Source organism: Mycolicibacterium hodleri, assembly GCF_025822245.1.
GTDB classification, from domain to species: Bacteria; Actinomycetota; Actinomycetes; order Mycobacteriales; family Mycobacteriaceae; genus Mycobacterium; species Mycobacterium hodleri.
In genome coordinates this window covers 277,972-298,557 of record NZ_JACKTL010000033.1, presented here as the reverse complement: position 1 = coordinate 298,557, position 20,586 = coordinate 277,972, and the positions used below count along the sequence as shown (strand labels likewise).

Genomic DNA, 20,586 nt, shown 5'->3' with positions numbered 1-20,586 from the left:
ACTGGGCTCAGTAGCCGAGGGGACCGGCCGGCTTCGCGTAGCGCATGCGCACCGCCGGGGGATGGGCGACGACCTTCGCGTCCGACTGGCGTTCCTCGGCGTAGCCGAGCCCGAAGCGCAGCACGTACCGCTTGTAGAGCTCGATCATCGGTGACGCGGCCAGCGCCGCCTGCATCGCGGAGGCGTCACCGATCGCGGTGACCACGTACGGCGGGCTGTAGGTGCGCCCGTTCAGCAGGAGCGTGTTGCCGACGCACAGGGGAGCGGAGGTGGCGATGATCCGCTGATCCTGCATCTGGATGGCCTCCGCGCCGGCGCTCCACATCGCGTTCAGCACCGCCTCGATGTCCTGCTGGTGCACCACGAGGTCGTCGGCCGAGGCGTCGCCGGGGAACCTGCCCTCCGCGTCGCGCTGCGCGTCGTTCAGCGTTACCACCAGGCCGGGACCGTGCTCGGCCTCCAAGCCGGCGGCGGCCGACAGCGCGCCGGCGCGCTGGGTGATCGCGGTCAGCGCGGCCGAGGCCGACGGGCTGCCGCCGTGATGGTTGTCGACCTCGTCGACGAGCCGTTCGCGCTGCCCGGACAATCCGTCGACCGACGCCTGCGCGTCGCGCACGAGGTCGACCAGCCGAGGGGCGTCACTGCGGCGGATCTCGCTGCCGCCGGACACGGTGTGGGTGGTGGCCAGCAGCAGGCCGGCGCACAGGCAGACCACCGGCACGCCGAATCGCCAGGGGGATCGGCCCGCACAAGCCATCGTTTCTCCTCCTCGCGCCGTGCTGCGTTACGCTCTGGGTTGCATCCGCTCCATCGTCGCACCGCTTAGCTCGCGTGGCGCCAACCGCCCGAAGGTAACCATGCCCAAGTCCAAGGTTCGCAAGAAGAACGACTTCACGATCAGCCCCGTCAGTCGGACGCCGGTCAAGGTCAAGGTTGGCCCGTCGAGCGTCTGGTTCGTGGTGTTGTTCGTCGGCCTGATGCTGCTCGGCCTGGTGTGGTTGTTGGTGTTCCAACTCGCCGCGACCAACCCCGTCGACGCCCCCAGCTTCCTGTCGTGGATGGCGAATCTGGCGCAGTGGAACTACGCCATCGCGTTTGCCTTCATGATCACGGGACTGTTGCTCACGATGCGCTGGCGTTGAGCGATACCCCGACCAGGACCGATCCGTCGTCGTCAACTCGCGTTCTCCTGGCGGCCACCTGCCCGTCACGCAATCACACGGTTGTGATTCATCCCCATTGGGGATAGCAGTTGTGGATAACATGATCAAGCACACATACAGGCTGGTCACACCCCATGCAGCAAACTGAGTGGAGCCCCAGGACCGGGGGAATCGTGGCCGCTGGCGTTTTCGGCCTCGGGATGGCATTTGCGGCTGTGACGCTGGTCACAGACGTGCCGGGACGTGTTCTCGCCAGCGTTGCCGCGGCCGGACTACTGGCGTTTGCCGGGCTGTCGTGGCGAGCTCGGCCAAAGCTGGCAATCACCGACGCGGGACTCGCGGTCCGCGGCTGGTTTGGCACCCACGTCGTCGGCCGCCACGACGTCGCGAAGATCCGCATTACGGAGTTCCGTCGCATCGGTCGCAAGGTCCGTCTGCTCGAGATCGACACGGTCGCCGACGACCGGCTGCTGGTGTTCACCCGGTGGGATCTCGGGACCGACCCACTCGACGTGCTCGACGCGTTGACCGCCGCTGGCTACGCAGGCCGGTAGCCCCGCACACGACGACGCCCCGCGGATTCACCCGCGGGGCGCATCGGTTCGAACTGGGTCAGGAAATGGTGATCGAGTCGATGACGACCGGCTCGGTCGGGCGGTCGCCGGGACCCGTCGGCGTGTTGCCGATGGCGTCGACGACGGCCTGCGACTCGGGGTCGACGACCTCGCCGAAGATGGTGTGCTTGCGGTTCAGGTGCGGCGTCTTGCCCACGGTGATGAAGAACTGCGAGCCGTTGGTGCCCGGTCCGGCGTTGGCCATGGCCAGCAGGTACGGCTTGTCGAAGACAAGCTCGGGGTGGAATTCGTCGGCGAACTGGTAACCGGGGCCGCCGCGTCCGGTGCCCGTGGGGTCACCGCCCTGGAGCATGAAACCGGAAATGACGCGGTGGAACACCGCGCCGTCGTAGAACGGACCCTCGGTGCCGCCCGACGCGTTCTCGGTGCTGTAATCCTTGGTGCCCTGGGCCAAACCGACGAAGTTCGCGACGGTCTTGGGGGCGTGATTTCCGAAGAGCGCGATCTTGATGTCACCGCGGTTGGTGTGCAGGGTCGCGGTTGCTGTCTGTATGGGACTCGTCACGGGATGCCAGTGTGCCATTTCGGGTTTCGCCTGCGAGTTCCGGCCCCCTCCTAGGGGGCACGCAATAGGGTGGTCGCCGACGTTCCCACGCAGAGAGGCTGAGCCATGAGCTCCACCATCAGTGCCGCCCGATTGACTCCGACGGCACGCATCGCCCGCGGACTGAAGTACTCGACGGTGGGTCCCGTCGACGTGACCAGGGGAGCGGTCGGCGTCGCGCTGAACTCGACGCGGTCGTCAGTCGCGTGGGCGGCCAACCGGTACCGGCGCGACCGGCTCAAGAGCCAGCTGACGAAGGATCTCGCGGCCGCGCAGGAGGCCATCGCCAACGAGTTCGCCTCGGCCCAGGAGGCCGTCACCAGCCTTCCGGACACCCTCAAGGCAGCCCGCCGGGGCCGTCGTCGCCCCAAGCCGATCGTCGTGGTCGGGATCGGCGTGGCCGTCCTCGCCGTCGGGGCCGTGTCGTTCTCGATCATTCGGCGCTCCACCCAGCCCGAGCCCTCACCCCTGCCCCCGAGCGTCGACGCGACGCCGCGGCCCTGAGTCCCCGGCCTGGGTCGCGAGACGACCGGGCCTTCGCGGCGGCGAACCTCATCCGCGAGCGGGCCAACTGGGACGCACTCGCGCGCAGCGTCGTCGACGTCACCGTCCAGGCGCGCCAGCAAGGACTCCTCGACTCGCCGTGGACGGTCTACCTCTTCGACGCCCGTCGTGGCCCCTTCATGACGGTCGACCCCTCCGGCGGGTGGACGCTGGGGGAGGAGGGCCCGATCGTCTACGCCAGCTCGGAACAACCCGGAGTCTGCCGGGCCAGCAACGCCATCGTGGCTCGCGTTCGCTTCGCCCTCATCGAGGGCTTGGAGCGTTAGGGGTTCTGTGCCAAGGAGTTTCGACGATCGCACGTGGACCGTAGCGACCCGTCCACGCCGGTTGTCATCCAGGTGATTCTCGGCCTGTGACGCGTCTCGACGTGGCTGCTGGACCGATGGTCACTTGTAGGCGACGCTGCGTGCTGTCGTCGTCCTGATCGGAGCGCTGACGTATGCCTTATGGCTTCTCTGATGGACGATACGGCGCGTCTGTCTTCGTCGCAGCCGTCGTCATCCTGATCCCGGTTTACCTCGCTGCGCGAGCGGCTGGTCTCGTGTAGGCGCCACGGGGGTGGTTCCACGGTAGATGCGCGTCGTCATCAGTTGTTGACGGGACGGCGGCCGACATGGCCCGTGGAGGCGGCGGAGTTCCCTTTGTGGAGCCTAGGAGATTCGAACTCCTGACATCTGCCTTGCAAAGGCAGCGCTCTACCAACTGAGCTAAGGCCCCTCTTGGTGATCAGCTCGGCTGATCGGCGGCCACATGCCACACCTCGACGCGATTGCGGGATCTGACGACCACCACCGCGGCGACGAGAAGGGTGAGCACTACGAAAGCTCTCACAGCGCACCCCTCCGGTAAGGCAAACCGTGGGCCTGGGAGGACTCGAACCTCCGACCTCTTCGTTATCAGCGAAGCGCTCTAACCACCTGAGCTACAGGCCCGTATTCACATACGACGGCCGAGGGACGAGGTTACCGCAACCACTGCCGTCGCCCCAAACCGCCGGTCGTCAGTCCCGGTCGGCGAGGGTCACCTCGATGCCGCCGACGAGGTCGGTGGTCAGGTTGTAGATGAACGCGCCGCACGTCGCCATCGCCGTGAGCAGCACGATGTTGACCAGACCGATGAGGGCTGCGCCGCCGAAAATCGTTCCGCTGGAAACCAATTCGCCGCCACTGCCGCTGGCACTGGTGAGCAGGTCGCCGACGTTGCTGTTCAGCTTCGTCCACACGCCCATGCCACCGAGCACCAGGTACAGGAACGCGATCGCGATCATCCAGACGAAGAACAACGCGACGCTGAGCACCAGGGAGACCTTCAACACGCTCCAGGGGTCGAAGCGTCGAATCTGCATGCTCGCCCGCACCGGCCCCTGGGACCGGCTGGCCGCCGACGCCCGTGTGGTGGCCGACGGACGGGACGACGGTTCGCCCGAGGTGCGCTCGGCCGCCGGCTTGCGCGGTCCGCGGGGAGCGGCACCGGACAGGTCGGGGAGCTCGCTGGCGTAGGCGGTCTCGGAACGGGCCGACTCACCACGCTCGGACCGGCTGGGCGGGGCGGCGTCGGCCTCCCGCTCCCGTGTCGGAGTCAACTCACGGGTCGGCGTCACGTCACGCGTCGGAGCCGAGTCCCGTGGGGGAGCCGACTCGCGCGCCGGTGGGGCTTCCCGTGGCGGTGCCGTGTCACGTGAGGGAGGACCCGACACCGGCCCACCGGAGATGAACCGGTTGAGCCGAGCGTCGGCATTGGGGGAGTTGCCCGCCGAGTGCCCGGCGGCCGCGCCTGCGCGCGGTCCCTCGGGCTGCCGGGGCCGGGTGGCGGCGCCGCGCTGCCACGGCGGCACGTCGCCGCTGGACGCGGCCCCGTTGCCTTGACCCGCGTCGCGACCGCCGTTCGAGCCGTTCGCTGTTCCCGTCCCATCGCCGGTGCGCGGTGGTCCAGGTTCGTTCGGTGAACCCACCTACGGCTCCTTAGCTCGGGTCAGTCTCGGTGTCGCCGGCGTCAGACTCGACGTCGACGTCAGCCACGGTGTCGGTCTCGCCGTCGCTGGCGTCCTCGTCCGCGTTGCGGGCGACGGCAATCAGTGTGTCGCCCTCACCGAGGTTCATCAAGCGCACGCCCTTGGTTTGCCGCCCGGCCTTGCGCACTTGACGTGCCACGGTCCGGATGACGCCCCCACCCGAGGTGATGGCGTACAGCTCGGTGTCGTCGTCGACGATCAACGCTCCGACCAGAGTGCCACGCCTGCGGTCGTACTGGATCGTCAGGATCCCCTTGCCGCCACGACCCTGCGGGGTGTATTCGTCGATGGCCGTGCGCTTGGCGTACCCGCCCGACGTCGCCACCAGCAGATACGTGTTGTCGCGGACGACGTTGAGCGAGAGCAGCTGGTCTTCCTCGTTGAACCGCATGCCCTGCACACCGGACGTGGCACGGCCCATCGGGCGTAGCGCCTCGTCGGTCGCCGAGAAGCGGATCGACTGACCCTTCGCCGACACCAGCAGCAGATCCTCTTCGGCCGAGCACAGCACGGCACCGACGAGTTCGTCGCCTTCCCGGAGGTTGACCGCGACGATGCCGCCGGAGCGGTTCGAGTCGAAGTCGGTCAACTTGGACTTCTTCACCAGGCCGTTCTTGGTGGCAAGTACCAGGTACGGCGCGTCCTCGTAGGACTTGATCTGGATGACCTGCGCGATGCGCTCCTCCGGCTGGAAAGCCAGCAGGTTCGCGACGTGCTGACCGCGGGCCGTCCGGGACGCCTCCGGCAGTTCGTACGCCTTGGCTCGATACACCCGCCCCTGCGTGGTGAAGAACAGGATCCAGTCGTGGGTGGAGCCGACGAAGAAGTGCCGCACGATGTCGTCCTGCTTGAGGCCGGCACCCTGCACGCCCTTGCCGCCGCGCTTCTGGCTGCGATAGAGGTCGGACTTCGTCCTCTTGGCGTAGCCCGTCTCGGTGATCGTGACGACCACCTCTTCGCGTGCGATGAGGTCCTCGTCGGCGACGTCGCCGTCGGCCGGGATGATCCGCGTGCGCCGGTCGTCGCCGTACTTCTCGGTCAATTCCGCGAGCTCGTCGTGCACGATCGCCCGCTGACGTTCCGGCTTGGCCAGGATGTCCTCGAGGTCGGCGATCTCCGCCTCGATCTTGGCCAGGTCGTCGACGATGCGTTGACGTTCCAGGGCGGCGAGACGCCGCAACTGCATGTCGAGGATGGCCTGGGCCTGGATCTCGTCGACGTCGAGCAGCTCGATCAGGCCGGCCCGCGCGACGTCGACGTTCGCCGACGCCCGGATCAGGGCGATTACCTCGTCGAGGGCGTCGAGCGCCTTGACCAAGCCGCGCAAGATGTGAGCGCGCTCGTTGGCCTTGCGCAGGCGATAACGGGTGCGCCGGATGATGACCTCGAGCTGATGGGCCACGTACAGCCGGATCAGCTGGTCGATCCGCAGGGTGCGGGGCACGCCGTCGACGATCGACAGCATGTTCGCGCCGAAGCTGGTCTGCAGCTGGGTGTGCTTGTAGAGGTTGTTCAGCACCACCTTCGCCACGGCGTCACGCTTGACCTCGACGACGATGCGCAGACCCACGCGGTCGCTGCTCTGGTCCTCGATGTTGGAGATACCGGCGAGCTTGCCGTCGCGCACCTGATCGGCGATCGAGGTGATGAAGTTGTCGTGGTTGACCTGATACGGCAGCTCGGTGATGACCAGCAAGGTGCGGCCCCGCGAATCCTCCTCCACCTCGACCACGCCGCGCATGCGTATGGAACCGCGGCCGGTCGTGTACGCGTCGTGGATGCCCTGCGAGCCGACGATCAGCCCGTAGGTGGGGAAGTCCGGACCCTTGACGCGTTCGGTCACCGCGGCGAGCGTCGCCTCTTCGTCGGCCTCGAAGTTGTCCAGGCACCAGAACACGGCTTCGGCGAGCTCACGCAGGTTGTGTGGCGGCATGTTGGTGGCCATGCCGACCGCGATGCCGCCCGAGCCGTTGGCCAACAGGTTGGGGAAACGGCTGGGCAGGACGGTGGGCTCTTGCACCCGGCCGTCGTAGTTCGGAATGAAATCGACTGTCTCCTCGTCGATTTCACGCAGCATCTCCATCGCCAGCGGCGTGAGACGCGCCTCCGTGTACCGCATGGCGGCTGGCGGGTCGTTGCCCGGCGAACCGAAGTTGCCCTGCCCGTCGACGAGGGGATAGCGCAACGACCACGGCTGGGCCATCCGGACCAGGGTGTCGTAGATCGACGAGTCGCCGTGCGGATGGTAGTTGCCCATCGTCTCGGCAACCGACCGTGCGGATTTCGCATGCCCGCGGTCCGGCCGGAAGCCCGAGTCGTACATCGCGTACAGCACGCGACGGTGCACGGGCTTGAGGCCGTCTCGCACCTCGGGAAGAGCGCGACCGACGATGACGCTCATCGCGTAGTCGATGTAGCTGCGCTGCATCTCCTGCTGAATGTCCACCGGCTCGATGCGGTCGGTGGTGGGGCCGTCGTCGCCCGGGGGCAGGGTGGTATCAGTCATCGTGTGTCAGCCTTCGTCTTTGGAGAACGGCGTTAAACGTCAAGGAAGCGAACGTCTCTGGCATTGCGCGTGATGAAGCTGCGCCGGGCCTCGACGTCCTCGCCCATCAGGATCGAGAACAGTTCGTCGGCGGCGGCCGCGTCGTCCAACGTGATTCGACGCAGCACCCGGGCACTCGGATCCATCGTGGTCTCCCACAGTTCCTTGGCGTCCATCTCGCCGAGACCCTTGTACCGCTGAATTCCGTCCTCGGCGTTGATCTTTCGGCCGGCCGCCCGACCCGCTTCGAGGAGTCCGTCGCGCTCACGGTCGGAGTAGGCGAACTCGGGCTCGCTGCGCTGCCACTTCAGCTTGTACAGCGGCGGCTGCGCGAGGAAGACGTGCCCGTTCTCGATGAGCGGCTTCATGAATCGGAACAACAGGGTGAGCAGCAGGGTAGAGATGTGCTGACCGTCGACGTCGGCGTCGGCCATCAGCACGATCTTGTGATAGCGCAGCTTGGCGATGTCGAACTCGTCGTGGATGCCGGTGCCCAGGGCGGTGATGATGGCCTGGACTTCGGTGTTCTTCAGCACCCGGTCGATGCGGGCCTTCTCGACGTTGATGATCTTGCCGCGCAACGGAAGGATCGCCTGATACATCGAGTCGCGACCACTCTTGGCCGAGCCGCCGGCCGAATCGCCCTCCACCACATACACTTCCGACAACCGCGGGTCGGTGGAGCGGCAGTCGGCGAGCTTGCCCGGCAGGCCGCCGATGTCGGTGGCACTCTTGCGGCGCACCAATTCTCGCGCCTTGCGCGCGGCCATGCGCGCCTGCGCGGACTGAACGGCCTTGTTGAGCACCGTCTTCGCCTCGGCCGGGTTGGACTCGAACCAGTGGCTGAGCTGCTCGTTGCAGATCTTCTGCACGAACGACTTCACCTCGGTGTTGCCGAGCTTGGTCTTGGTTTGACCCTCGAACTGCGGATCGCTGACCTTGACCGAGATGACGGCGGCCAGACCCTCACGAATGTCGTCACCGGTGAGGTTGGGGTCCTTCTCCTTGAGAAGCTTCTTGTCCCTGGCCCACTTGTTGACGACCGTGGTCAGCGCGCTGCGGAAGCCCTCTTCGTGCGTGCCGCCCTCGTGGGTGTTGATGGTGTTGGCGAAGGTGTGCACGGACTCGGAATAGCCTGCGTTCCACTGCATTGCGATTTCGACCTCGTGGCCGGGGCCCTTGCCCTCGAAGTCGATGATGCTCTGCTGGATGGGGGTCTTCGTCCGGTTGATGTGCTTGACGAAGTCGACCAAACCGCCGGGGTAGTGGTAGCTACGGTGCTTGACCTTGTGCGGCGCCTTGGCCTCTGCTTCCTTCTCGTCAGCCGTCTTGGGGGCGTCCGCGGTGTCGCTGACCACCTCGTCGACCACCTCGTCGGCGGTGACCCGCTCGTCGACCAGGTCGATCGTCAGTCCCTTGTTCAGGAACGCCATCTCCTGCAGGCGACGGGCGATCGTCTCGAAGTCGTAGTTGGTGGTCTCGAAGATGTTGGGATCCGCCCAAAAGCGGATCGTCGTGCCCTTCTTGGTGGTCTTCTCGCCCTGCCGCAGCGTGCCGGGCACCGAGTTCTCGTAGGTCTGGAACCACTCGTAGCCATCCGTGCGGATGTCGGCCTCGAGCCGCGTGGACAGCGCGTTCACCACCGAGACACCGACGCCGTGCAGACCACCGGACACCTGGTAGGCGCCTTCTTCGAACTTGCCGCCGGCATGGAGGACCGTCATGACGACGTCGACGGTGGGGATGCCGGTGCTGTGCATCGCCACCGGGATGCCGCGGCCGTCGTCGGTGACCTCGACGCCACCGTCTTCGAGGATGCGGACGTCGACCTTGGTGGCGAAGCCGGCCATCGCCTCGTCCACCGCGTTGTCGACGACTTCCCACACCAGGTGGTGCAGGCCCCGCTCACCGGTGGACCCGATGTACATGCCTGGACGCTTGCGCACCGCCTCCAGGCCCTCGAGAACCTTGATCGACTCCGCGCCGTAGGCGGTTGGGGCATTGTTCTTCGGGGCAGCCACAGTGAGCGCGTCTCCTTGGGATTGTGCACGAGCGGAAGAGCGAAGCGCTCCTCGCGAGTCTGCGTCCAGTCTACCTTTACCTACCGTCAGCACTGACTCTGAGGCTGCGTTTCTGTGTACCTAAAAGACCCGTGCACGGAATTTCTCGGCCAACGTCGCGTCCCGACGGCCGAAGGCCCGATTGCGCGCGTTGTCGGCGCTCTCAGGTAGCGCGCCGAAACAGCTCAGCCGTAGGTGTCGCGCGGACCTCGGCCCGGCACGTTGAACTTGCCCTTGCGCCACGTCGGGGCGGCGGGACCGACGATCTTCAGGCTGGTGACGACCCCGTCGCCGACGGCCGCCGCAATCTTGGCCAGCAGTTGCGGCTGAACCATCCGCAGCTGCGTCGCCCACGCCGTCGACTCGGCCTCGACGGTCAGGATGCCGTCGCGCAACGTGGTGGGGGTGGCATGCTCGGCAATCTGCTCTCCGACGACGGTCGCCCACTGGCCGAACACCGAGCCCTCGGCGACCTTGGGGGTCCACCCCCGGCTCTTGGCGAGCTGAGAGGTCAACGCTCCGAGGGTCTGCGGATCCCGGGAGTCCGGGCCGGGCCCCGACCACCGCTTGCGCCCACCCCGATTCGGAATCCGCTTCGGGGCCGACGTGCGACCGTGACCGACGTCCTTTCCTTGACTGCGGGCCGCACCCCGAGCTTCCTCGAGCGTGCGCCGCACCAGGTCCATCCCCCGGATGTGCGCGAGCTCCGGCGGCGGACCCTGGGGTTCGTCGTCCGTGTCGTCGGTCATTCGACCACCTCCGACAGCCGACCCGAGTCGTCGTCCCTCATGCCGACCACGACGCGGCGGGCATCCCAGTCCTGGGGAATGTCCTCGGCGACCGCGGCGGTCACCAAGACCTGCTCGGCAGAGGACGCCACTTCGACGAGCGCCCGCCGGCGCGCGTTGTCGAGTTCGGCGAACACGTCGTCGAGCAACAGCACCGGATCGGATCCCTCGGAGCGCAAGAGTTCATAGGCCGCCAATCTCAACGACAGCGCGGTCGACCACGACTCACCGTGGCTGGCGAAACCCTTGGCGGGCTGATCACCCAGACGCAGCTCCAGGTCGTCTCGATGAGGACCCACCAGGCACACCCCGCGCTCCAACTCCGCGGACCTCTTGCGCGCCAGTTCGTCCAGCAACCCGACCTCGAACACCTCGACGCTGGCGGCCCCGGAGGCCGCCTCGGCCTCGACGGCCTCCACCGAACTGCGGTATCGGATCGACGCCGGCCGCGACGCGGGCGCGAGGAGTTGATAGGCCTTCTCCACCTCGGGGGCCAGGAGGTCGACCAACGCCACCCGCGCCGCGATGAGCTTCGCACCGGTCGCCGCAAGATGGCCGTCCCAGACGTCGAGGGTCTCGAGCGCACTGGAGTCACCCCGAAAGCGTGCTCCCGCAGCTGATTTCAGAAGCGCTGTCCGCTGCTTGAGCACCTTGTCGTAATCCGCCCGCAGACCCGCCACCGACGGACGTCTGGTGGTGGCCAGCTCGTCGAGGTACCGGCGGCGTTCACCTGGGTCGCCACGGACCAACGCCAAGTCCTCCGGGGCGAAGAGCACCGCGCGAATCGCCCCGAGAATCTCCCGGGCACTGCGCACGGGGGAGCGGTTCAGCCGTGCCTTGTTCGCCCGGCCGGCGGTGATCTCGAGGTCGACCGCCAGCTCCCGTCCTTCGTTGACGATGATCGACGACACGATGGCGCGCTCGGCGCCGGCCCGGATCAGCGGCGCGTCGGCGCCGACGCGATGCGAGCCCAAGGTGGACGAATACCACAGCGCCTCAACGATGTTCGTCTTTCCGAAGCCGTTGGGACCCACGAACACCGTGCGACCCGGCTCCAGCTGCAACTCGAGTCGTGACCACGACCGGAAGTCGGTCAAACCCAGTTGACGTACGTACACCTAGCCGCCTCGCACCACTTCATCGTCGAACCCGGAATCAGCCCGACTCGTGAATCCGCTGGACCGCATGCCCGCCGAACTGGTTGCGCAACGCCGCGACGGCCTTCATGGTCGGCGAATCATCCTGACGCGAAAGGAATCTCGCGAACAGAGACGCAGCGATGGCCGGGACCGGAACACGCAACCGAATGGCCTCCTCGACAGTCCAACGACCCTCACCCGAGTCGTCGGTGTAACCCCGGATCTCGGCCAGATGCGGATCTTCCTTGAGCGCCTTCGCGAGCAGCTGCTGCAGCCAGGACCTGACCACCGTGCCGTTGGACCAGGCCTGGTACACCGCCTGGGGACTCTTGATCAGGTCTTCGGCGGCGAGCATTTCGTAACCCTCGCCGTAGGCGGTCATCATGGCGTACTCGACGCCGTTGTGCACCATCTTGGCGAAGTGGCCGGCGCCGACGGGTCCGGCGTGCACGAAGCCGTCTTCGCGCGGTCCCGGCGGGCGCAGCGTGTCGAAGATCGGCATGACCTTCTCCACGTCGGCGTCACTGCCGCCGACCATCAGACCGTAACCCTCGCTGAGACCCCAAATTCCGCCGGAGACGCCGGCGTCGATGAAGCCGATTCCCTTCTCCGCCAACAATGCCGCGTGCGGACCGTCTTCGGTGTAGCGCGAGTTGCCGCCGTCGATGACCAAGTCGCCGGGGCTGAGCACGTCCGCGAGTCCGGAAATGGTTCCGCTGGTGACGTCACCGGAGGGAACCATCACCCACACCACCCGCGGCGCCGTCAGCGCGGCTGCGAGTCCGGCGAGATCGGGGACGTCGGTGACCTCGGGACGCGGGTCGTAACCGATCACCTCGTGATCGCCCTTGCGCAGGCGTTCACGCATGTTGAAGCCCATTTTGCCGAGACCGACCAGGCCGAGTTGCATGTGCTCCTCTTTCGTGGCGCTAGGGCCGGTCAGCCTGGAAGACGTACCGGCATCAACAGATACACGTAGTCGGTCTGGGCGGCCGGGAAAGGACCGGTCGCACCGACGTACGAATCATCATCTTCTCCCGCCGGCCGCAACACCGCGGGACGACTAGATGTCGTGAAGCCGAACGTCACCTTCGGAGTGTGCAACGACCCGAGTCCGTCGGTGAGGTATGTCGGGTTGAACGCAATGGTCAACGGCTCGCCAGAGAATTCCACCGGCAGGTCTTCCTCGGCCCGACCCACGGCGTCCTCGCCGCCGGCGGACAGCCGCAACGAATCCTCGGTGAACTCCATCCGCACCTGAGCTCCACGGTCGGCGACCAGCGCGACGCGCTTGATGGCCTCGGTCAACTCGGCGACCCCGACCGTCGCGACGGCGGTGTGTTCGGCGGGCAGAAGCTGGCGGAACTTGGGGAATTCGGCGTCGAGCAGTCGGCTGGTGGTGCGCTTGCCGTTGCTGCGAATGCCCAGCAGGCCCTCCTTGCCGACCGCGGCGCCCGCGCCGAGCGACAGGTGGACGTCGGCGCCGTCGCTGCCGGCCCTGGCCGCCTCGGCGAGGGTCTTCGCCGGCACCAGAACCGCGGCTTCGATGTCGGCGGCGTTCGTCGTCCACGTGAGCTCGCGCACGGCGAGACGGAACCGGTCCGTGGCGGCCAGCACGACCTTCTCACCGGAGATCTCCACCCGAATGCCGGTCAGCATCGGCAGCGTGTCGTCGCGTCCGGCCGCGACGGCGACCTGGCTGATGGCTTGGGCGAACAGATCGGACGGCACCACGCCGGTGTCCTCGGGCAGCGACGGCAGCGTCGGGTAGTCCTCGACGGCCATCGTGGGAAGCGAGAACCGTGCGCTACCGCAACTCAGCGAAACCCTGGTGCCCTCGACGGTGACGTCGACCGGCTTGGCCGGCAGCGACTTGGTGATGTCGGACAACAGCCGGCCAGACACCAGAACGCTTCCCGGAGAAGCAATCTCGGCCGCAACGCGCACCTCGGCCGACACCTCGTAGTCGTAGCCGGAGATGGTCAAACCGTCCTCGGAGCCGGTCAGCAGCACACCGGAGAGCACCGGCACGGTGGGTCGCGTCGGAAGTATGCGCGCCACCCAGGCCACGGCGTCCGCGAAGTCCTCACGAACCAGCCTGAACTTCAGATCGGTGCCAATTGTCGTCGTCGCCGCGTCCATAGCGTCCCCTTCGGTAAAACCCACCACTTGCACGAGCAGCGGATCTACGGGTGTCTTACGGACATTTCACCACGCTGCGGTTCGACGACCGTTCCGGTTGTCGAAGACCCACCGTAGAGCCTCCGGCCTCAAGTTGAAAGCTAATCCATCGGAGTGACAAATGCCCCGGGAGGGGCCGCGTTCGGACGCTTCACAGGGTGCGTTCCCCAGGTGCTTCTTTTAGAGAAGAACATTGATTGATAGATGAGTAACAGTAATAGGTGCTGTGCAAGCTGTGGATCGACGGCTTGGTTGGCAGGTCGGACGCGGTGCGCGCTCGTGGGCCACTCGTGGACTACCAACTCGTGAAATTCGGCGTGCTGTGGACTCCCGCGTCGAGGTGTGGACGACGTGGGCGGTGCCCCCGTATTCGTCCACGGCCTGTGCACGAGTAGTCCACGAGGAATTCATGTGACTCGTGGTGCAATTGGGTCAGAAGATTCTCGAAACATAAGCGCACGACGAGACGACGTGGGCGCATGACGGCACGAAGAGTCGGTCGACGGGAGTGAATTACGCGGCGCTGAGTACCGGTCAGCGCTTGGAGCGCTGACGGATGCGCGTCGTGAGTTCCTTGACGTGGTCGAAGATCTCGCGCTTTTGTGCCATCTCGCCGCGGATCTTGCGCTCGGCGTACATGACGGTGGTGTGGTCCCGGCCGAACGAATGACCGATCTTCGGAAGAGACAGGTCGGTCAGCTCGCGGCACAGGTACATCGCGATCTGACGCGACTGCGCCAGCGCCCGGGTCTTGCCCGGCCCACGAAGCTCCTCGATGGTGATCTCGAAGTACTCCGCGGTGGCGGCCATGATCGTGGCGATGCTGATCTGCATCGAGTTCGCGTCGGAGATGAGGTCGCGAAGCACGATCTCGGCGAGCGTCTTGTCGATCGCCGCCTTGTTGAGCGAGGCGAAGGCGGTGACGCGGATGAGCGCGCCCTCGAGCTCGCGGATGTTGCGCTCGATGCTGCTGGCGATGAGTTCCAAGACGTCGTCCGGGACGTCGAGCCGGTCCATCTGCGCCTTCTTGCGCAGGATGGCGATGCGGGTCTCGAGTTCCGGGGGCTGGACGTCGGTGATCAGGCCCCATTCGAACCGCGTGCGCAACCGGTCTTCCAGGGTCGCGAGCTGCTTGGGCGGGCGGTCCGAGGAGATGACGATCTGCTTGTTCGCGTTGTGCAGGGTGTTGAACGTGTGGAAGAACTCCTCCTGGATTCCTTCCTTGCCCTCGATGAACTGAATGTCGTCGACCAGCAGCACGTCGATGTCGCGGTAGCTGCGCTTGAACGACGCCTTGCGGTCGTCGCGCAGGGAGTTGATGAAGTCGTTGGTGAACTCTTCGGTCGAGACGTACTTCACCCGCATGCCGGGAAAGAGGCGCTGCGCGTAGTTGCCGGCGGCATGAAGGAGATGGGTCTTGCCGAGGCCGGACTCACCCCAGATGAAGAGGGGGTTGTAGGCGCGGGCCGGGGCTTCGGCGATCGCCAGGGTGGCGGCATGGGCGAAGCGGTTCGACGAACCTATGACGAACGTGTCGAACGTGTAGCGACGGTTGAGACTCACGTCGTTGGTCGAGGCGTTCTGCGCCCGGTTGGTGAAGTAGGCCGGCCAGCTGGCCTCGGCGCTGGCCAGTGCTTCTTCGTCCTCGTCCACTTCGTCGGCGTCGGGAAGGGCGTCGGCGCGAATCTCGTCGTCGCGGTCGGAATCGGGTTCCGGGGTTTCCACCCGGACGCCGAGCTCGATGCGCTGCCCGCCCAGATGCCGGCTCAGGCTGGCGATGATCGGTTCGCGGAGGTGACGTTCGATCTCGTTCTGCACGAACGGAGTCGGCACCGACAACAGAGCAAACCCTTCGGCGATGACGAGGGGTTTGACCAGCTTGAGCCAGGCTCGTTGCTGGGCAGTCAGGTTCGGCGAAGTGAAACCCGCCGTGGTGTCGGAGGGCACGTCACCGTTGAGTTCCGCCACGACGTCGTTCCAAATTGCGACGAACGGGGGGTCGGGGTCTGCTGTCAACGGAGAAGTTCCCCCTCGTGGCCAGACAGGGTTGGCCGAATAGACAATGACCGAGTGTCCACATGGTTATCCACAGTTTGTGGATAACCAACACCGGTCGTTGTGTCGTTGCTTTCTTGCTCGGAGGCTGCGTTGCCGGGGCTCGTCACGGTGCTCGAGTACACCATGGGCTCGCGGGTGGGCGGCCGTCCTAACTTCTTCGTCCAGCGCCGTCTCGGTCTGAGATGGCCTTGGCAGAAGCTAACAGGTTTATTGCCGGGTGCCAACAGTTCTGCAACATTGCGGGGACCGTCTGGTGGGCAGTGTATTGAATGGTGACAGGTGTGAACGCTGTGACGAAATCGGGGTGTCGGTCGCACCAGGAGAAGCAGGTTTGACCTAGGGAAATCTCGTCAGTACCCTCGAACAGTCGCCCGAACGTGGCGATACGGCTGCGACTCGGATCGTCGGGTTAACGCGCCGGAGCTAGCAAGCGGGACCAACGAAGCGTACGTACCGCGACTGCTTCCAGACGGACATGTTCGCATGTGCGCGAGGCGAGTTGTCGCACACATAGAGGAGATATAGCCGTGGCCAAGGGCAAGCGGACGTTTCAGCCGAACAACCGGCGCCGTGCCAAGGTGCATGGTTTCCGGTTGCGCATGCGCACGCGCGCTGGTCGCGCCATCGTGTCGGGCCGGCGTAGCAAGGGCCGTCGCTCACTCACTGCGTGATCCTGCTCTAATCCGTAGCAGGGTGTAGACAGGTGCTTCCGGCCCAGTACCGGATGACGAGATCGACTGACTTTGGCATGACGGTCCGTCGTGGCGTACGAGCAGCGCAGCCCGACATCGTCGTGCACGCGCTGAAGGCGTCCGACGAGCTGGCCGACACTCCCAAGGTCGGGCTGGTCGTCTCGAAGTCCGTTGGGTCGGCGGTTCAGCGTCATCGGGTCTCGCGGATGTTGCGGCACGTGGCTCGCGGCGTCCTCGACGAGTTGGGTCCAGGTGACAAAGTGGTGATCCGCGCTCTACCCAGTAGCAGTCGGGCGAAGTCGGTCCGGCTCGAAGAACAGCTGCGAGCCGCCTTGCGCCGATTGAACGGCTCGGCTGGAGGGCGACGGTGAGCCGCGCCCCAATCGCGCGCGCCGCGATCGCCGTCGTCGAGCTCTACCGCAATATGATTTCCCCCTACCGGCCGCCTTCGTGCCGGTTCACCCCGACGTGCAGTCAGTACGCCGTCGACGCCCTCCGCGAGTACGGCTTCATGCGGGGGAGTTGGTTGTCTCTGGTCCGGCTGGCCAAGTGCGGCCCGTGGCACCCAGGTGGATGGGATCCGATCCCGGAGCGACGTGAGGTGGCATCCGATGCCACGACGCTGAGGAGCGATTCGTTTGTTTAATTGGTTCAGTCTCGACGTCATCTACTACCCGGTCTCCGCGATCATGTGGGTCTGGTACAAGGCGTTCGCCTTCATCCTGGGGCCGGACAACTTCTTCGCGTGGGCGCTGGCCGTGATGTTCCTCGTCTTCACGCTGCGCGCGATCCTCTACAAGCCGTTCGTTCGGCAGATCCGCACCACGCGTCAGATGCAGGAACTGCAGCCGCAGATCAAGGCGCTGCAGAAGAAGTACGGCAAGGACCGCCAGCGGATGGCGCTGGAGATGCAGAAGCTGCAGAAGGAACACGGGTTCAATCCGATCCTCGGCTGTCTGCCGATGCTCGCCCAGATTCCGGTGTTCATCGGGCTGTACCACGTGCTGAACTCGTTCAACCGGACGCAGACGGGCTTCGGCAGACTGGGCCTGTCGGTCGAGCAGAACCGCGAACTGGGCAACTACATCTTCAGTGCCACCGACGTCGGGCACTTCCTGGACGCCAACCTGTTCGGCGCCCCGTTGGGTGCGTCGATGATTCAGACCGTCGGGCTTGGCGCCTTCGACGACTTCAACCGCGCGGCCGTCATCGCGGTCGGCGTTCCGCTGATGATCTTGGCTGGCGTCGCCACCCACTTCAACAGCCGTGCGTCGGTGGCCCGACAGAGCATCGAGGCTGCCGCCAATCCGCAGACCGCGATGATGAACAAGCTCGCGCTGTACGTGTTCCCGCTCGGCGTCGTCGTCGGTGGTCCGTTCCTTCCGCTCGCAGTGATCCTCTACTGGGTGGCCAACAACATCTGGACCTACGGTCAGCAGCACTACGTGTTCGGCAAGATCGAGAAGGAAGAAGAGCTCAAGAAGGAAGAGGATCTGGCGCGACGAGCGTCGAATGCTCCCGTACCAGGTTCCAAGCCGAAGGTCAAGCGCAAGCGTCCGCAGACGGCCGCCGCCGACAACGCCGCGAAGGCCGCCGCCGAGCGCGAACTCACGGACTCCACCGCCGACGAGATCGACTTGGTCGAGGACGGCGCGAATACGCGACCGGCCGGTTCGACGGCCGCGTCCAACGGCAAGCCCGTCGCTCCCAAGGCTGGCAACGCGGCCAATCGTGCGCCGAAGCGCACCAACAATCGGCCCAAGAAGCGCAGGCCCTGACAAGTACCCGAATCAGTCCGGCCCGTCGTGGCCGCTGATGGATGTCTACGCACGGAGGTAAGGACGAACATGACCGACGCTGATACAACCGAACGCACCGACGTCGCAGACGAGGCGCCCAAGTCGGAGAATCTGGAAGACCGCTTGGTCAACGAAGGCGAGATCGCCGGCGACTACCTCGAGGAACTTCTCGACCTGCTCGACTTCGACGGTGACATCGACCTCGACGTGGAAGGCGATCGCGCGATCGTCAGCATCGACGGCGGCGGCGATCTCGCCAAGCTGGTGGGGCGCAAGGGTGAGGTGCTCGACGCTCTCCAGGAGCTGACGCGGTTGGCGGTGCACCAGAAGACCGGTGAGCGCAGCCGTCTCATGCTGGACGTGGCGCACTGGCGTCGTGGTCGCCGTGACGAGTTGGCGGCGCTGGGGGACAAGGTCGCCAAGCGTGTGCTGGCAAGTGGCGAGCGCGAGGAGCTGGCGCCGATGACTCCCTTCGAGCGGAAGATCGTTCACGATGCAGTCTCGGCGGTCGACGGTGTGCGGAGCGAGAGCGAAGGCGCGGAGCCGTCGCGTCGCGTCGTCGTCCTTCCTGCCTGACCCTCCGAGTTACACCCATGTAGTTCGGTCGCGATGCCGTGGCGGCGGGAGCGGAGGATGTTTCACGTGAAACATGGTGAAGCGCCGCCGGCGCCGGATGCGGCGGCTGCAGTCTTTGGCGAGCGGTTGAGCGTCGCCGTCGAATACGCGGCCATCCTCGCGGGCGCCGGTATCGAGCGCGGTCTGATCGGACCCGGCGAGGTCGACCGATTGTGGGATCGCCACATTCTGAATAGCGCTGCCATTGGGGAGCTCATGAGCGCCGGCGATCGGATCGCCGACGTCGGCAGCGGAGCCGGCCTGCCGGGGATTCCCCTTGCTCTGGCGCGGCCGGACACCGAAGTGGTTCTCGTCGAGCCGCTGTTGCGCCGCGCGGACTTTCTCTCGGAGGCCGTGGAACTGCTTGGCCTTCCCGTTACCGTCATCCGGGGACGGGCGGAGGAGAGGTCCGTGCGAGAGGCGGCGGGGGAGATCGACGTCGTCACGTCGCGCGCCGTTGCGGCGCTCGACAAGCTGACGCGATGGTGTCTGCCGCTTCTGAGGACGGACGGGCGCATGCTGGCCATGAAGGGCGAACGGGCCGCCGACGAGATTAACGAACACCGGCGGGCCATGAGTTCGTTGGGTGCCGTCGACGTAAGGGTGATGGAATGTGGCGTGACCTACTTGACTCCGCCCGTAACCGTGGTCGTGGCGGTGAAGGCGAGTCGACCAGTGGGAACGGGCGGCCGCAGCGGCGGCCCGCAGCGGAAGCCAGCAAGAGCCCAGGATCGACGAACAGCACGGCCGGACGGGCCGACGAGGAGAAGCAAGTGAAGCCACGGCAGACCCGCGACGCAAACGTTCCCGAGGCGGTGGCGGCGACCCCCACGCGCAATGTTTCACGTGAAACATGGCTACCTCCGGCAGAGGAGGCGTGGAAGGAACCGACTACCGCCGACACCCCGATCGGCGCCGAGGCGGAGCGCGCAGTGCGCATCCTGCACAACGCCAAGGGGCAGCAGCTGAGGCGCCCCCCACGGCAGCGAGTGTTCACCATCGCCAACCAGAAGGGCGGCGTCGGAAAGACGACCACCGCTGTCAACGTCGCCGCCGCGCTCGCGCTGCAGGGCTTGAAGACACTCGTCATCGACCTCGATCCGCAGGGCAACGCCAGTACCGCGCTGGGCATCGAACATCGCCCGGGCACGCCGTCGTCCTATGAGGTGCTGATCGGCGAGATCACCCTCGAGTCGGCGCTGCAGCAGAGCCCGTACAACGAGCGGCTGTACTGCGTGCCGGCGACGATCGATCTCGCCGGCGCCGAGATCGAACTCGTCAGCATGGTGGCGCGTGAAGGCCGCCTGCGGAACGCGCTCGCGACGCTGCAGGAGTACGACTTCGACTACGTGTTCATCGACTGCCCTCCGTCGCTGGGCCTGCTGACGATCAACGCGCTCGTGGCCGCACCGGAGGTGCTAATTCCGATCCAGTGCGAGTACTACGCCCTGGAGGGCGTGGGTCAGCTGCTGCGCAACATCGAGATGGTGAAGGCGCACTTGAATCCTCTGCTGGACGTCACGACCGTTGTCCTCACGATGTACGACGGCCGCACGAAGCTGGCAGACCAAGTCGCCGACGACGTCCGGGCGCACTTCGGCGCAAAGGTGCTCCGCACCGTCATCCCGCGCAGCGTGAAGGTGTCCGAGGCTCCCGGATACGGCATGACCATCCTGGAATACGATCCCGGTTCGCGGGGCGCGATGAGTTACCTCGACGCCAGCCGCGAGATCGCGGAACGCGCGCACGGTTCGGCGAGTCCCCAGGCTGGCCAGTGATCGCCCGTACGAAG

General features: G+C 66.0%; 21 protein-coding genes and 2 tRNA genes. 11 read left to right on the top strand and 12 right to left on the bottom strand.

All coding sequences use genetic code 11. From position 1 onward, the window contains the following. Positions 1-7 precede the first annotated feature (7 nt). Positions 8-757 (bottom strand): DUF881 domain-containing protein, encoded by a 750-nt coding sequence (locus tag H7J06_RS13950; protein ID WP_264039484.1) that lies wholly within the window; start codon positions 755-757, stop codon positions 8-10. 100 nt (positions 758-857) lie between these two features. On the opposite strand from H7J06_RS13950, the gene crgA reads away from it, so the two are divergent. Together crgA and H7J06_RS13940 are read left to right on the top strand one after the other, a co-directional pair. Next, positions 858-1,142, top strand: coding sequence for a cell division protein CrgA (gene crgA, locus H7J06_RS13945; protein WP_264039483.1), 285 nt, complete (start codon positions 858-860; stop codon positions 1,140-1,142). 155 nt (positions 1,143-1,297) lie between these two features. Beyond that, on the top strand, positions 1,298-1,717 hold the full coding sequence (locus H7J06_RS13940) for a PH domain-containing protein (RefSeq protein WP_264039482.1): 420 nt from the start codon (positions 1,298-1,300) through the stop codon (positions 1,715-1,717). 58 nt (positions 1,718-1,775) lie between these two features. Here the strand turns inward: H7J06_RS13940 and H7J06_RS13935 are convergent, their stop codons facing one another. Next, positions 1,776-2,321: a peptidylprolyl isomerase gene (locus H7J06_RS13935; protein ID WP_264039480.1), complete on the bottom strand. Its 546-nt coding sequence runs from the start codon at positions 2,319-2,321 to the stop codon at positions 1,776-1,778. An 87-nt stretch (positions 2,322-2,408) separates the two neighbouring features. On the opposite strand from H7J06_RS13935, the gene cwsA reads away from it, so the two are divergent. Together cwsA and H7J06_RS13925 are read left to right on the top strand one after the other, a co-directional pair. Next, entirely contained in the window at positions 2,409-2,846 is a 438-nt protein-coding gene (cwsA, locus tag H7J06_RS13930) for a cell wall synthesis protein CwsA (protein ID WP_264039479.1), read from the top strand. Between the two features lie 179 nt (positions 2,847-3,025). After that, positions 3,026-3,172: a hypothetical protein gene (locus H7J06_RS13925; RefSeq protein WP_264039478.1), complete on the top strand. Its 147-nt coding sequence runs from the start codon at positions 3,026-3,028 to the stop codon at positions 3,170-3,172. 378 nt (positions 3,173-3,550) lie between these two features. Here the strand turns inward: H7J06_RS13925 and H7J06_RS13920 are convergent. From H7J06_RS13920 to dnaA, 10 genes are all read right to left on the bottom strand, one after another. Then, positions 3,551-3,623, bottom strand: a tRNA-Ala gene (locus H7J06_RS13920). A gap of 141 nt (positions 3,624-3,764) precedes the next feature. Further along, positions 3,765-3,838: transfer RNA gene (locus tag H7J06_RS13915), tRNA-Ile, on the bottom strand. 68 nt (positions 3,839-3,906) lie between these two features. Further along, on the bottom strand, positions 3,907-4,857 hold the full coding sequence (locus H7J06_RS13910) for a DUF3566 domain-containing protein (RefSeq protein ID WP_264039477.1): 951 nt from the start codon (positions 4,855-4,857) through the stop codon (positions 3,907-3,909). Positions 4,858-4,867: 10 nt separating this feature from the next. Continuing rightward, positions 4,868-7,423, bottom strand: a complete 2,556-nt coding sequence (gyrA, locus tag H7J06_RS13905; protein WP_264039476.1) for a DNA gyrase subunit A — start codon at positions 7,421-7,423, stop codon at positions 4,868-4,870. A 32-nt stretch (positions 7,424-7,455) separates the two neighbouring features. After that, the gene (gyrB, locus tag H7J06_RS13900) at positions 7,456-9,483 is read right to left on the bottom strand and encodes a DNA topoisomerase (ATP-hydrolyzing) subunit B (protein WP_264039475.1); all 2,028 of its coding nucleotides are present in this window, start codon (positions 9,481-9,483) and stop codon (positions 7,456-7,458) included. A gap of 224 nt (positions 9,484-9,707) precedes the next feature. Beyond that, on the bottom strand, positions 9,708-10,271 hold the full coding sequence (locus H7J06_RS13895) for a DUF721 family protein (protein WP_264039474.1): 564 nt from the start codon (positions 10,269-10,271) through the stop codon (positions 9,708-9,710). After that, positions 10,268-11,428: a DNA replication/repair protein RecF gene (gene recF / locus H7J06_RS13890; RefSeq protein WP_264039472.1), complete on the bottom strand. Its 1,161-nt coding sequence runs from the start codon at positions 11,426-11,428 to the stop codon at positions 10,268-10,270. The genes H7J06_RS13895 and recF overlap by 4 nt, the downstream gene beginning before the upstream one ends. 37 nt (positions 11,429-11,465) lie before the next feature. Continuing rightward, positions 11,466-12,359, bottom strand: coding sequence for a phosphogluconate dehydrogenase (NAD(+)-dependent, decarboxylating) (gene gnd, locus H7J06_RS13885; protein ID WP_264039471.1), 894 nt, complete (start codon positions 12,357-12,359; stop codon positions 11,466-11,468). A gap of 29 nt (positions 12,360-12,388) precedes the next feature. Next, complete coding sequence (gene dnaN / locus H7J06_RS13880) at positions 12,389-13,591, bottom strand: DNA polymerase III subunit beta (RefSeq protein ID WP_264039470.1); 1,203 nt, start codon at positions 13,589-13,591, stop codon at positions 12,389-12,391. 573 nt (positions 13,592-14,164) lie between these two features. Then, positions 14,165-15,646: a chromosomal replication initiator protein DnaA gene (gene dnaA, locus H7J06_RS13875; protein ID WP_264039469.1), complete on the bottom strand. Its 1,482-nt coding sequence runs from the start codon at positions 15,644-15,646 to the stop codon at positions 14,165-14,167. Positions 15,647-16,215: 569 nt separating this feature from the next. Here dnaA and rpmH point away from each other — a divergent pair. The 7 genes from rpmH to H7J06_RS13840 all read left to right on the top strand — a co-directional run bounded on the left by rpmH (position 16,216) and on the right by H7J06_RS13840 (position 20,572). Beyond that, positions 16,216-16,359, top strand: a complete 144-nt coding sequence (gene rpmH / locus H7J06_RS13870; RefSeq protein ID WP_149479713.1) for a 50S ribosomal protein L34 — start codon at positions 16,216-16,218, stop codon at positions 16,357-16,359. A 32-nt stretch (positions 16,360-16,391) separates the two neighbouring features. Then, positions 16,392-16,751 (top strand): ribonuclease P protein component, encoded by a 360-nt coding sequence (rnpA, locus tag H7J06_RS13865; protein WP_264039468.1) that lies wholly within the window; start codon positions 16,392-16,394, stop codon positions 16,749-16,751. Beyond that, positions 16,748-17,026, top strand: a complete 279-nt coding sequence (gene yidD, locus H7J06_RS13860; protein ID WP_443678420.1) for a membrane protein insertion efficiency factor YidD — start codon at positions 16,748-16,750, stop codon at positions 17,024-17,026. Before rnpA ends, yidD begins: the two co-directional genes overlap by 4 nt. Then, the gene (gene yidC, locus H7J06_RS13855) at positions 17,019-18,158 is read left to right on the top strand and encodes a membrane protein insertase YidC (protein ID WP_264039467.1); all 1,140 of its coding nucleotides are present in this window, start codon (positions 17,019-17,021) and stop codon (positions 18,156-18,158) included. The genes yidD and yidC overlap by 8 nt, the downstream gene beginning before the upstream one ends. A 69-nt stretch (positions 18,159-18,227) precedes the next feature. Then, entirely contained in the window at positions 18,228-18,755 is a 528-nt protein-coding gene (locus H7J06_RS13850) for a Jag family protein (RefSeq protein ID WP_264039466.1), read from the top strand. Positions 18,756-18,821: 66 nt separating this feature from the next. Continuing rightward, positions 18,822-19,571: a 16S rRNA (guanine(527)-N(7))-methyltransferase RsmG gene (gene rsmG / locus H7J06_RS13845; RefSeq protein WP_264039754.1), complete on the top strand. Its 750-nt coding sequence runs from the start codon at positions 18,822-18,824 to the stop codon at positions 19,569-19,571. After that, positions 19,568-20,572 (top strand): ParA family protein, encoded by a 1,005-nt coding sequence (locus H7J06_RS13840; protein WP_264039464.1) that lies wholly within the window; start codon positions 19,568-19,570, stop codon positions 20,570-20,572. Before rsmG ends, H7J06_RS13840 begins: the two co-directional genes overlap by 4 nt. Positions 20,573-20,586 lie beyond the last annotated feature (14 nt).

Bases quoted from the DNA above. Each gene is read 5' to 3' on its own strand.
- H7J06_RS13935 (WP_264039480.1), bottom strand. From the start codon at position 2,321: ATGGCACACTGGCATCCCGTGACGAGTCCCATACAGACAGCAACCGCG.
- H7J06_RS13950 (WP_264039484.1), bottom strand. From the start codon at position 757: ATGGCTTGTGCGGGCCGATCCCCCTGGCGATTCGGCGTGCCGGTGGTC.
- H7J06_RS13850 (WP_264039466.1), top strand. From the start codon at position 18,228: ATGACCGACGCTGATACAACCGAACGCACCGACGTCGCAGACGAGGCG.
- H7J06_RS13895 (WP_264039474.1), bottom strand. From the start codon at position 10,271: ATGACCGACGACACGGACGACGAACCCCAGGGTCCGCCGCCGGAGCTC.
- gnd (WP_264039471.1), bottom strand. From the start codon at position 12,359: ATGCAACTCGGCCTGGTCGGTCTCGGCAAAATGGGCTTCAACATGCGT.
- cwsA (WP_264039479.1), top strand. From the start codon at position 2,409: ATGAGCTCCACCATCAGTGCCGCCCGATTGACTCCGACGGCACGCATC.
- H7J06_RS13940 (WP_264039482.1), top strand. From the start codon at position 1,298: ATGCAGCAAACTGAGTGGAGCCCCAGGACCGGGGGAATCGTGGCCGCT.
- crgA (WP_264039483.1), top strand. From the start codon at position 858: ATGCCCAAGTCCAAGGTTCGCAAGAAGAACGACTTCACGATCAGCCCC.
- dnaN (WP_264039470.1), bottom strand. From the start codon at position 13,591: ATGGACGCGGCGACGACGACAATTGGCACCGATCTGAAGTTCAGGCTG.
- H7J06_RS13925 (WP_264039478.1), top strand. From the start codon at position 3,026: ATGACGGTCGACCCCTCCGGCGGGTGGACGCTGGGGGAGGAGGGCCCG.
- gyrA (WP_264039476.1), bottom strand. From the start codon at position 7,423: ATGACTGATACCACCCTGCCCCCGGGCGACGACGGCCCCACCACCGAC.